This is a genomic window from Flavobacterium collinsii, from assembly GCF_946903285.1.
GTDB lineage: Bacteria > Bacteroidota > Bacteroidia > Flavobacteriales > Flavobacteriaceae > Flavobacterium > Flavobacterium collinsii.
Genome location: NZ_OX336425.1, coordinates 4,100,797 through 4,113,556 on the forward strand (window position 1 = coordinate 4,100,797; position 12,760 = coordinate 4,113,556).

The following is a 12,760-nucleotide window of genomic DNA, read 5'->3' on the forward strand; positions in this document are numbered from 1 at the left end:
TTTTAAAACTTGAAATCTGAAACCTGAAACCATTGACAATGTTTTAGACGTTACTATTAACTAAAAATGACCTCATTTTAACCCAATCCAAAATGTTAAGGAAGGAAAAAAATGAGGTCATTACTACAAATCAATAATAATAAAAAATAAAAACGGCGGCTTCTAAATTTTGAAACCGCCGTTGGGCAAACGCATCAAGGAGTTTACTTTTTCCATTTTAAGCGAAGGCTGTTACTCACCACGCTTACGCTGCTTAAAGCCATTGCAGCACCGGCTATCATTGGGTTCAATAAGAACCCGTTTATAGGATACAATATTCCTGCAGCAAGCGGAATACCAATAAGGTTATAAATAAACGCCCAAAACAAGTTTTGTTTGATCGTGGCTACTGTTTGTTTAGACAGTCGTATAGCCTGAGGTATTTTAGTAAGATCTGACGAGATAATGGTCATCTTAGCCACATCCATTGCAATATCACTCCCCTTGCCCATTGCTATACTTACATCGGCGGTTGCCAAGGCTGTACTGTCGTTGATACCATCGCCAACCATCGCAACTGTTTTGCCTTGTTGTTGTAATTCTTTTATAAAGTCAGCTTTGTGTTGTGGCAATACTTCTGCCTTATAGTGTTTAATACCTGTTTGTGCCGCGATAGCTTTTGCAGTAGCTTCGTTATCACCTGTCAGCATGTAAAGTTCAATATTCATGTCCTGCAATTCTTTAATTGCCTGAACTGATGTTTCTTTGATCTTGTCTGAAATTGCAATAACCGAAAGTGCCTGCTTACTATTGGCAAACCAAATCACGGTCTTAGATTCTTTGCCCCATTCCTCTGACTGATTCAATAATGAATCTGCAATAACGATATTATTCTCTGCCAACAATTTCTTGTTCCCTACATAATACGTTTCCTCTTTGTAAGTGGCTTTTGCTCCTTTACCGGTAATACTGTCAAAATGGGATAGCACTACAGCTGGTATACCTTCCAGATTTTTTACTACGGCTTCTGCCAACGGATGTTCTGATTGCTTTTCAATACTTAGCAAAACATCTTTGGTTGCATCTGCATCATCTAGCCACTTTATACCCGTCACTTGAGGTCTTCCTTCAGTAATAGTTCCTGTTTTGTCCAGTACAATAGCAGTCACTTTTCTTGCCAGTTCTAAACTTTCAGCATCTTTAATTAATATTCCGTTTTCAGCACCTTTACCTACACCTACCATAATGGCCGTTGGTGTAGCCAATCCTAAAGCACAAGGGCAGGCAATAACCAATACTGTAACAGCAGCCAATAGCGCTTGAGCCACAGCATTATCTCCACCCAGAACAATCCAGGCAATAAAAGTTAGAAGTGCGATACCAATTACTATCGGAACAAATATACCGGCAATCTTATCAACTAATTTCTGTACGGGGGCTTTGCTTCCCTGCGCGTCCTGCACCATTCTGATAATTTGGGCAAGCATTGTTTCTTTACCTACTTTAACCGCTTTAAACTGAAAGCTTCCTTTTTGGTTAATTGTTCCCGCAAACACTTTTTCATTTTCTTTTTTCAATACCGGAACCGGTTCACCGCTTAGCATACTTTCATCCACATAAGAATGACCGGAAATAACCATACCGTCGACAGCAATTTTTTCACCTGGTTTTACCAGAATGATAGCTCCGACATTTACCTCTTCAATAGCCACTTGTTTTTCTGTACCGTCGGGCTGAATAACCATCACGGTTTTGGGCTGTAAACCCATTAACTTTTTGATGGCTGATGAAGTATTACCTTTGGCTTTTTCTTCTAATAATTTACCCAGAAGAATAAATGCAATGACGACTGCCGCTGCTTCAAAATATACGTGGGCATGTAGTCCGCGTTGGTGCCAGAAATCCATGAATAACATATTAAACACACTAAACAAATAGGCAATTCCTGTACTCAAAGCCACTAATGTATCCATATTTGCCGAACGATGTTTTGTTTGTTTCCATGCATTTACAAAGAAATCTTTACCCAGCCATAGAATTACGGGCGTAGAAAACAGCCACATGATCTCATTGGCATAAGGCATATCCATAAAGAACATTCCTATCACTACTACTGGTAACGACAGTAAAACAGCCCAGATGGTTTTGTTTTTTAGTTTTTTGAATTTCTCTGCATGAATAGCCTCTAAAGACTCCTGTTGTTTCGATTCCTCTAAAATGAGTAAATTATAACCAACGGCCTGAACAGCTTTTTGAAGTTTAGAAGCATCTGTAAGATTGGGAAGATACTCTACTGTAAGATTTCCTGTTGCAAAGTTTACCGATGCATCTACTACTCCCAATTCATAAGATACGATACTTTCTGCACTTCCTGCACAAGAGGCACAAGTCATTCCTAAAACTGGGAATGTATTTTTAACTGTTGGCACACCATATCCCAGGTCTTTTATCGCCTTTACGGCATTACCAACAGTTTCATTATCTTTAACCGTAATAGCAGCCCTGCGGTTGTTGACTTCTACTTTGTGGGTTTCAACGCCTTTAACTTCGGCTAATCCTTTCTCTACGATTAATGCACAGTGCTCGCTCTCTACATCTTCCAACGGAATGTAAATTGTTTCCTTACTATTATAATTTGTTGCCATAATTCGCTTCTTTTATTATACCTGCAAAGTTGGCAACAATAGCACTGAATTCTATTGTGGAATTATGGATTTGATTTGTAAAATTTACTTAGACCTCATCTAAAGGTTTTCTTTTCTCTGTCCGAATTTGTTTGAAGTGGCTTGGTGTTAATCCGGTTACTTTTTTAAACTGATTGCTCAGATAAGCAACACTTGAATAGTTTAAGCGTAAAGCTATCTCGCTAAGTGATAACTCATCGTAGACCAAAAGCTCTTTTATTTTTTCGATTTTTTGTGCTATAAAGTACTTTTCTATGGTAGTACCTTCTACCTCAGAAAACAAATTTGAAAGGTAGTTGTAGTCATGATTGATTTTCTCGCTCAGGATATCAGACAGGTTGTTTTTGGTATCATTATCCTGATGATGTACCAGGTCAATAATGATGTTTTTTATCTTTTCGATGATTCTGCTCTTTTTATCATCTATGACTTCAAATCCTAGCGGAACCAGTGCTCCCTCCAGTAAGTTTCTTTCCTCTTGGTTTAGTTCTCTTGTCAGTGTAACTTCTCCCAGCTTAATATTGGTAAAGTCCAAACCGAGTTTTTCGAGTTCGTTTTGAACTACCATAATACAACGGTTACAAACCATGTTTTTAACAAATAATGTACTCATAATCTCGTTTGATCAGAATTTTTAATTCAGTATGTATTTACAAACTTAGCACTAAAATTCAATTAATCATACAATCAGAAGATCTAACAAATTTTACTCAACAGATTAAAGAAGATTATAAATTGCGATAAAGAAAAAAATCACTCCCAATCCAAATGAAATTTCGCTGAGAATTAAAAAGATTCTCGAAAACAATAATGTTCGATGCAAACCCTTTTCTTCTTCAGCAGCTTTAGCCGCATTTCCATTGTTCTGAGCGCGCAATAAACAAATAAACCAACTCATCACGTCTGTGGCAAAATACCTGTGACACAGACAAGCGCCTGAACAAATAACAAAAAATACTAAGGCTACAATAAATTCAGAGTAATCTAATTTAGGAGCTAATCCTTCATTTTTTATTTTCGCAATGAAAAGTGCCCCAAACCCTGCAATGGCCAATAAAGAAAGCCGAAGTAGCTCAGCTGTAAATTTGATATAATTTTCATAAATCATAAAGTCAGCCTGATAATCTGCTTCATCAACTGCGTATACTTTTACCATAATAAATAATTGTTAATTGGTTAATCTCTACCTTTAAACTTATCACTATCAGCTGTTAACACTGAAATCACGGAGTAAAAAACAAATCAAATATACCAAACCCAAAAACATAAAAATCAAGTATTTATACTTGATTTTTATAAGCATAACAACTCAAAAAAATTATTAACCAAATACGGTTTTCCTTTTTATTCTTCCATATATATTCAATATTTTATTACATCAATTTTTATACAAAACGTTTTGGAAAACGGACGAACATACAAATTGTTCTAAAATTATCATTATTCTATCAATTGCAATTCTCCAAAAATATTTTTTTCGCATCTACCTGACCTAATATAGAGAGTTCTAACCATACTTGACAGGCATTTTTCTTATCTCCAGATTCAAAATATGCAATTGCTTTATTATACAAGGCGTCTATGTTTTTGGGATTAGATCTATATGATTCTGTAAAATAAACAATAGACTCTGGATACCTCTTTTCCTGATAAGCAATCAATCCTTTATTAAAACAATCCGAAGACCTTTTAAGATCATCCATACTTATCCCATATAACCGATCAAATTCAGTTAAATCATCTGTAAGAAATATTACTGAAATTCCCCTAAAACTCTTTGTGATTTCACTTTTTAGCACAAATGGAATCTCAATAGATTCATAATCCTGAAAATCTATGAGATTCCATTTTTTAAAGGAACCATCAATAACTCGTTTTACTATTCTTATCCTTGATGAATCATTTTGTGTTGAAAATGTTATTTCAGTCTTTATTTTTTTTTGTGCAGGATAAATTTTAAAACTCCCTACTAATTCAAAATTCGAATAATTGTTTTTAAATGCTTTATTCAAATCAAGTTCAATAGTTCCATTGCTTTTTGGTGTGAATAATTTTGAAGCAATTATACTTTTATCACCTAAATTTTCTTCTTTAAATTTGGAAATTAACACTTCTTGTTTGATAAAATATAATCTCTTGAGTTTAGCATCTTCCAATCCATCAATTTTTTCAGATAAAATTAAAGTATCATTGGTTACTTTTTCAATGATAAATCCTGAATATTGAGATGTCTTTATTAAGTTATCTATCAAAATAAAAGAGAAGCAACTCTCTCTCGTGCGATGAACTGGGTTTGAATTCATACACAATCTATTTTGACCAATCCTATACTCCGCATAACTAAAGTCATCGACAAATTCGTCTAAAAGATCACTCCCATCTTTCATTTCTGCTTTGCTCTTTACCCAATATCCTTGTATTTCTGAAAGCTTAATTTGTCCATAATTATTATTAAAAAAAAATATAATTATAATAAGAAAAAGTTTTTTCATTTTGTAATCGCATCCATAGCTTTTGCCGTTATTCTTTTAAGTAATCCAATATTAATAACCGCTTTTTTAATAAGTCTCTTTTAAATGATAAACTTACTGCTTAATTTGTCAGGTCCCAAACCAAAACTTCAAAACTGATTCTGAACTTAAACTCTGAATTAGAACTTTTTTACATAGTAAGCTTTAAACTCGTAATTGTTTTTCTTTCCATAAAATACCCCAAAATAGTATTTAACTTTTTTTGGGGCAGTTTAAAAGATTGTTGTTTATTCTTTCTTATAAGGACATTCCGAAGCAGTGCCTGAAGCTCCCGATGATCCGGCTTTATAACTTCCCGGGAATTGCTCTTCTATTAAACGTTTCTGATCAGGAGAAACATCTTCCATTTTGCGAAGTGTATTGACCTGAATGTGTGGCCAGCTTGTAGTGCCTCCATCATCTCCGAAATCAAATTCGAAAAATATAACTTGCTCGTATTGCAGCTGAAGAATTTCTTTATCATTTTCAAAAATTGTTTCTACCCACATTCTCATGTTCATTTCGACCGTAGGAACAAAACGATTTACAAACGGAACATTTAATATCCCTCCTTGCGCTCCCGTTTTATTTTTGGATGACAATTCGATCAGTACGTGGTTTCTTACCTCTTTTTCTCCTTTCAACGTATCACGAAGACGTAAATCCGGTCTTACAGAATACGGATACAAATGATTTGCCAGTATTCGCTGGGTGTAGATTTTATTTTCACCTTCATCATTTACATCGTTTAATTCCTCAAATACCCAAGGCGGTGGCGGTGCGTCAAGATTTATAGGCTCTTTACTTGCACCAGCTCCCCCCATTGTTCTAGAAATAGAGAGATGATTATAGTCCCAAGCCGCAAATCCTTCAGGAAACTCCGGCGCTCCTTTAACTAAATAGCCTTTTTTACCGGGAGTTAAATCGCCTAACAACGTGATTGTACTTCCATGTGGAATTACGCCGCTTCGGGAGATCGAATAATCGGGTATAAAATATGGTCCGGTCTGACCCGCTCCTGCTTTTAATTCTTTAGAAGCAATAATCTCATAATATTTGCGTCCGTTTAAGTTTTCCAGCGTTACATATTCTTTCTTCCCCTGATCGTTCTTGATTAGAAAAAGAGTTTCGTCCTGATATCCGTTTTTGTATAAATCTTTGTGCTTGTTATTTGGTGATACTGCATGTACACCGCGATCTTCTTTAATCGTTTTATCTGTTGCCGCATAATTAAAAATATCACTCAACCATAAATACATACCGTTCTCTTCGTGAATCGGAGTATACTGCAATGCATCCTGCCCTGGTATGCTGTTTACGCTTTTAATACTTTGTTCGTATTTTACTGCTCCACAAAACTGCTCATTTGCACCTCCGCGATTACGAACGCCTCCAGGCACGAGGTTAAAAGTTAATTTTTCGATATACTCTTCGCATTCAAAGCTGTACTTTCCAGGAATGGTTCCTGCATTAGTACCTGGAGAAGGCATGATGGTCGTGTGTATCCCGCTCCCTACTAGTTTTCTCTTACTCTGGTCTTCATTGTTATTGTTATAGCTCACCCAGGTACCTTCTAATACCCTTAAAATTCCGTAATCTACATTGTTTACAATTGTTTGTAGGTTTTCCTCATAAAAAGGTCGGATCGGGTCTTCAATCTGAACTTTTTGATACTTGGACATTAACTTATGCAATATTCCTTCTTCTTCCTGAAGAGCTCCAAATACCGCTTCATTTGCCTTTTGAGCAAAATCGGCCGTAAGCTGATTTAAATTTCCCCCTTCTTCAAGGTCTTTACGTTTTAACATAATATTCTTTTTTTAGCGTTAATAACTTGTGTATTTAAAAATTAACCCTTCATTCTCTTATCCGCTCAAAGTTTTTAATCTTGTAAAAACCTTTCAAACCCATCATTTTTTGATGTAAAATACGGGGTAATTTACCGTTAGATTAAAACCCAATCATACCGATCAAAAGGTGTCCAAGGCAATTTCTAAGGGATTAAATCTTTACCAATTAATTTCTTACAAGATTGTAAAGTAACCTAATTTATAGCGATTGAAGACAAGTATTAATACCTGTTTTGCGGGTAAGGAGACCAGAAAAAACACATCGTCCTTCTTCATTTTTCAGTTTAACAGTAACGAGAAAATAAAGTACAACTTACCCCGTAGTTGAAACTGTGTGTTATATTAAATAGGATGTATTTTCAAAACAGATTCAAAAACACTAACCAAATATTTGCATCAAGCATTGCCTCTGGTTTTGATAATAGAAATAGTATACATTACTACTCTCCCTGCAGTTGAAACTGCAAGCCATATTAAACTAGGATGAAATTTCATAACAGATTCAAAGACACTAACCGATTATTAGCAGGAAACACAGACCGCGCCTTAAATCGTTAAAAAAACAACACAATACGAAGTGAAAATTTGATTAAGACAGAAGTTCCAAATTTTCATAGAATTATTTTAAACAAAAAAACCTCCAAAATCAAATGACTTTGGAGGTTTCTATTTTTTTGTGGAATGAATCCCTATTTTACATTAGTTTATGTCGTTAAACTCGTGTAATGACTTCAATGTGCTTTCGTAAAATAAAATTGCAGCAATTAAATTCCCTTTATCTGAATAAGGCATCATTTTTCTCTGAAAATCTACCGTTGTATCCAAAAATATTGTTGTTCCTTCGGCTTGACCGTCTAATACTTTTTTGTGTTCACTATCGTCCGGAATACCTAAGTCAGACATCGTTACTCCAGGTTTTGTAACCAAAGCGATGTAAGGAAGTGTTTTTACTAAAACTTTAATACGCTCAATGTATAATTCCAAAAGTTCTCCTTTTTGCATACCACTCAATTCTTTTTGATCATGGTATTTGCGGATAATGGCTGTTGTACTGATTATACTTCTTGGAGCATTCTTTGCCTGTGCTGAAATAGCACCAGTTGCCAGAAAGAAAAAGAAACTTACTAAAATAATACTATTTTTCATTTTATTAATGTAATTGGTTGTTGAGGAAAACAAAAGTATACAATTTAACTTAAGCGGCAACTTTAATGATTCCTTTTTTTAAAAAAAAATTAACAATTTGCATTATATCAATCTATAGGACAATTCTGAGGTGCTGGAGAGCACATTTTACGGCTATAACAATTCATCATATTAAAAAAAAACTAAAAAATTTTACAGAAATTCTTCCGGTCGCTTACGATTTAATTACCCTAAAACGTCCCGGATACTTTATCCAGATACTTTTTTTATTTCCGTAATAATCCATAAAATCTTCACAAACAAAAACGGCATGTGCCGTAGACCAGGCAACAACTCCACAAAATTCACTTCCCGATTGTCGCTTTAACTTTAACACTTGTTTGCCTTCTTTAAACCCTAAATATTTGTAAATGGTTGGAGTATATACTGAACCATCTTCCAAATCCTCCAATGCTTCATCAAAAGTTGATATCTTATCTATAATTTGCTTGTATTTTGCCATTACAGCGTAGGTCAATATTGCATAATCTGTTATTTTTTCGCTTTCACAATTGTCTTTTATATAGATAAAACCAGCAGATATTGTGGCTTTATTTATTTCTTCTTCTTTCAGATTGAATGATGCATTATTTTTTAAAATGATTTTATGTGAGTTATCCTCCATTTTCTCATTTACAAAAAGATTGTCTAACCCATAAACATTTAAAGAGGCTTTAATAAAAGCAATCGATGAACAATTGGTGCGTTCTCCCTGCTTAAAACTTTCGAATATTTTATCTGAACTTAATTGTGAATAAGAAGTTGAACTGACAAACATTAAAAATAAAAATATTGAAGTAACAGCTTTCATTGTCTTAAAGTTTTGTAATTGCTCCCCAATTCATTTTTGGGAATATAATTGATTCTACAAATCTATAAAAATCAACTCATACTTGTTCTTAAGTTTTATCAAAAAATGTTAAGGACACACTAAGTAAATCCTTTTAAAATAGTTACGACAATGTTAACCAAAAGCTTACCCTGTTTTTGCATAATTGTTTTGACTTTCCGTGATTTTAAATCAATTAAATACGATGGTAATCTGTTAGAACCAATGAATATCTAATCGCGTTTTTTTGTATCGAAAATCTCTATTCCACAATTAACCTGCTTCTATTAAACAAAATCTACCCTTCAATAAAACCGTATAAATACCTGTTTTAAAACCAGTTAAAACCACTAATCCATTTTTTAACTAATTTTACATTATCCAAACTTACCCCCTCTAACTATCATCCAAGATCATACTATTCCGGAAGATAGAAAAATGATTTTTTTTAGAAGTACTTCATTTTGAAAATAAAACAGAACCAATTCATAAATTATAACAAACTATCATGGCAACAACAGTACCTCCAGACAAAAAAAGCAATTACGAAAAATTATTTTCTTCCTGTATCATAAAAGAAGCTAAGTATCCTGAAATTGATACACTAGTAGCAAAAATAGTCTCGAATAAAACCAGATATCAATCTGTGGGTAATCCCTTAAATATTCCCTGGTATGTCATCTCAATTATACATTGTATGGAAGGAAGTTTAAGGTTTGACACTCATCTTCACAACGGTGATCCGCTTACCAAGCGTACGGTTCACATTCCCGCGGGACTTCCAAAAGCCGGAAATCCGCCATTTACATGGGAATTCAGCGCTAATGATGCTTTAATCTATGACAAACTAAACTCATGGACCGATTGGAGTATCTCGGGAATTCTCTACAGACTGGAATTGTTTAATGGCTTAGGTTATTACAAACAAGGAATTAATTCACCTTATTTATGGAGTTATTCCAACCATTATATCAAAGGTAAATATGTTCAGGATGGTAAGTATGATCCAAACGCAGTTTCTAAACAATGTGGCGCTGCCGTTTTATTGCGACGTATGATGGAGCAGCATTTGATTACACTTCCCAATCCCCACATCGTAGAGCGCATACTACTTCAGGGAAATAAAACAAGCTATTACTCGGGAACGGTTACCAGCGAAGCAACAGAATTACAAAAACTGCTAAATAGTGCTGGAAGCGTCCTAAGAATTGACGGCAAAGCGGGAGAAAGAACTTCAACCGAGTATTTTAAATATAGCAAAACGTATCTAAAAGGAGATCCCAGAAGAGTTTAAACCCCATCTTTAATTAGTCACTATTTTTTTTTCCATTCTACATTCAATCGTATAACTTTGTAGAGATGAAAATTTTAGTAGTAGAAGACGACCAAAGAGTGGCTGAGTTGATTCAGCGGGGACTTACTGAACATGGATTTTTCCCTACAGTGGCTTATGATGGTCTCTCTGCGAAAAAACTGATGTTGCAGAATCCTTTCGATCTGGTTATTACCGATATCATCCTCCCCAAAATGGACGGGCTTGATTTGTGTAAAGAGATACGTTTGATAAAACCTGATCTTCCTATCATTATGTTAACTGCTTTGGGCTCAACAGATGATAAAGTGGAAGGTTTTGATGCGGGAGCCGATGACTATCTCACAAAACCCTTTGAAATGAGGGAACTGTTAGTTCGTATCAGAGCTTTGCTAAAAAGAAGCGGTAGTAATTCAATCCATACCACTGGGTTTATTTTGAAGTATGACGAACTTGAAATGAACCTGCAAACCAAAAGTATCAGAAGAAATCAAACTGAAATAAGCCTTACTCCAAAAGAGTTTAAACTTTTAGAGTATATGCTCCAAAATCCCGAACGGGTGCTTTCCCGAGTAGAAATAGCCGAAAAAGTGTGGGATACTCATTTTGATACCGGCACCAATTTTATTGATGTCTATATCAACTATCTGAGGAAAAAAATTGACAGGGATTACGATAAAAAACTCATTCATACAAAATCGGGGATGGGATTTATTTTGAAAACAGAATGAAAACAAGAACCCGACTAACCCTATTATTTACCCTTGTCACGGCCACTATTCTATTAGTGTTTGCTGCTATTATTTTGATTTCGGCAAAAGAAAACAGAGAAAAAGAATTCTATGCATTGTTAAAGAAAGAGGCGATCACCAAAGCCAATTTATTTTTGAATGCTGAAGTCGACAGTAAAACACTACAGGATATTTACAAAAACAACAGAGCCACCTTAAACGAGGTTGAAGTAGCCATCTATACCCCTGCTTTCCAATTACTCTATCATGATGCTGTTGAGATTGATGTGGTCAAAGAAACCAAGTCAATGATTAATGAAATTGCCCGTAAAGGCGAAATAAAATTTTATCAAAAAGATTGGCAAGTTATAGGCATGACCTATCGATTCCAGGGAAAAGAATACATTATTACTGCCGCTGCATACGACGGATTTGGATACATCAAATTCTACAACCTCCTTGAGACCTGCATCATTGTTTTTATCTTATCGATTTTGTTGCTGTACGTTGCCGGTCGTTTTTTTTCGAAAAAAGCGTTTGAACCTATTGTTAAAATGACCAACAAAGCCAAAACCATTTCGGCTACAAATCTTGATCTGCGACTGGACACTTCCAAAAACAAAGATGAAATTACCGAACTGGCTACTACGTTCAATAAAATGCTAAACCGTCTCGAAAATTCCTTCGACTCTCAGAAACAATTTGTTTCAAACATTTCACACGAACTACGAACACCGCTTTCTGCAATTATTGCCGAATTAGAACTCTCAACCCATAAAGAACGCAATAACAACGAATATAAAATGGTCATTCAAAACACTTTACAGGATGCCAAAAAACTGGCCAAACTCTCCAACAGTTTACTCGATCTTGCGAAAGCCAATTACGATCCTTCGGAAATTGCTTTTAAACAGCTTCGTATTGATGAAGTGCTGTTAGATGCCCGCCAACAAGTTCAAAAGTCAAATCCGGACTATAACATTACCATCCACTTTGAGAACGATTTTGAAGAGGACAGTCAGATTTCCATCCATGGAAACGAATATCTCTTAAAAGTTGCTTTTGCCAATTTATTTGAAAATGGCTGTAAATTTTCTGCCGATCAGCAAAGCATGGTCTCCATTTCCTTTCTCAGCAATACAATAGAACTTCGTTTTTCGGACAATGGAATTGGTATTTTACCGGAAGAACTGGAGCTTATTTTTACTCCATTTTACAGAGGTTCCAATAAAACGCACGCCGATGGAAATGGTATTGGTCTTTCCTTAACAAGGAAAATCATTCTGCTCCACAAAGGGGGTATCACCGTTGCTTCCAAAAAAAATCAGGGAACAACTTTTACGGTAACCTTCAACTTACAATAGCATTCTTTCAATTCGATACCTTCTGTTAAGCAGGGTCAAACAGTCGTCATAAAAAAGCATGACAAGCCAAATTAGACCATTACACAGAACTACTCTATTTCAACACCTTAACACAAACCACTTCATTCTCAACTTAAAGAAGTGTCAGCTTGTTTTTTCTTCCTATACGTACTCCAAAAAGCGATACATTCTCTTTATTTTACCCGGTTATTTTCTAAAATCCAAAAGCGGGTTTGCCCTATTTTCTAATAGAATTCTAATTTTTTTCTAAAAGGTCTCTAATGGCTCTTTCGGGAATGCCTGTCTAATTTTGCGC

At 35.1% G+C, this 12,760-nt stretch carries 10 protein-coding genes; 3 read left to right on the forward strand and 7 right to left on the reverse strand.

Annotation, left to right across the window (positions count from 1 at the left end):
• Positions 1-203: 203 nt before the first annotated feature.
• The 7 genes from OGZ34_RS16805 to OGZ34_RS16835 form a co-directional block, all read right to left on the reverse strand.
• Entirely contained in the window at positions 204-2,624 is a 2,421-nt protein-coding gene (locus OGZ34_RS16805) for a heavy metal translocating P-type ATPase (protein ID WP_263360992.1), read from the reverse strand.
• Between the two features lie 88 nt (positions 2,625-2,712).
• Positions 2,713-3,276, reverse strand: a complete 564-nt coding sequence (locus OGZ34_RS16810; protein ID WP_263360993.1) for a helix-turn-helix domain-containing protein — start codon at positions 3,274-3,276, stop codon at positions 2,713-2,715.
• A 105-nt stretch (positions 3,277-3,381) separates the two neighbouring features.
• Complete coding sequence (locus OGZ34_RS16815; RefSeq protein ID WP_263360994.1) at positions 3,382-3,819, reverse strand: hypothetical protein; 438 nt, start codon at positions 3,817-3,819, stop codon at positions 3,382-3,384.
• A gap of 292 nt (positions 3,820-4,111) precedes the next feature.
• Entirely contained in the window at positions 4,112-5,155 is a 1,044-nt protein-coding gene (locus OGZ34_RS16820) for a tetratricopeptide repeat protein (protein WP_263360995.1), read from the reverse strand.
• Positions 5,156-5,421: 266 nt separating this feature from the next.
• Complete coding sequence (locus tag OGZ34_RS16825; RefSeq protein ID WP_263360996.1) at positions 5,422-6,981, reverse strand: peroxidase, FMP-type; 1,560 nt, start codon at positions 6,979-6,981, stop codon at positions 5,422-5,424.
• A gap of 741 nt (positions 6,982-7,722) precedes the next feature.
• The gene (locus OGZ34_RS16830; RefSeq protein ID WP_173964152.1) at positions 7,723-8,169 is read right to left on the reverse strand and encodes a hypothetical protein; all 447 of its coding nucleotides are present in this window, start codon (positions 8,167-8,169) and stop codon (positions 7,723-7,725) included.
• Between the two features lie 214 nt (positions 8,170-8,383).
• The gene (locus OGZ34_RS16835) at positions 8,384-9,019 is read right to left on the reverse strand and encodes a hypothetical protein (protein ID WP_263360997.1); all 636 of its coding nucleotides are present in this window, start codon (positions 9,017-9,019) and stop codon (positions 8,384-8,386) included.
• 526 nt (positions 9,020-9,545) lie between these two features.
• Here OGZ34_RS16835 and OGZ34_RS16840 point away from each other — a divergent pair.
• The 3 genes from OGZ34_RS16840 to OGZ34_RS16850 all read left to right on the forward strand — a co-directional run bounded on the left by OGZ34_RS16840 (position 9,546) and on the right by OGZ34_RS16850 (position 12,444).
• Positions 9,546-10,331 (forward strand): hypothetical protein, encoded by a 786-nt coding sequence (locus OGZ34_RS16840; protein ID WP_263360998.1) that lies wholly within the window; start codon positions 9,546-9,548, stop codon positions 10,329-10,331.
• 65 nt (positions 10,332-10,396) lie between these two features.
• The gene (locus tag OGZ34_RS16845; protein WP_263360999.1) at positions 10,397-11,080 is read left to right on the forward strand and encodes a response regulator transcription factor; all 684 of its coding nucleotides are present in this window, start codon (positions 10,397-10,399) and stop codon (positions 11,078-11,080) included.
• The gene (locus tag OGZ34_RS16850; RefSeq protein ID WP_263361000.1) at positions 11,077-12,444 is read left to right on the forward strand and encodes an ATP-binding protein; all 1,368 of its coding nucleotides are present in this window, start codon (positions 11,077-11,079) and stop codon (positions 12,442-12,444) included. The genes OGZ34_RS16845 and OGZ34_RS16850 overlap by 4 nt, the downstream gene beginning before the upstream one ends.
• Positions 12,445-12,760 lie beyond the last annotated feature (316 nt).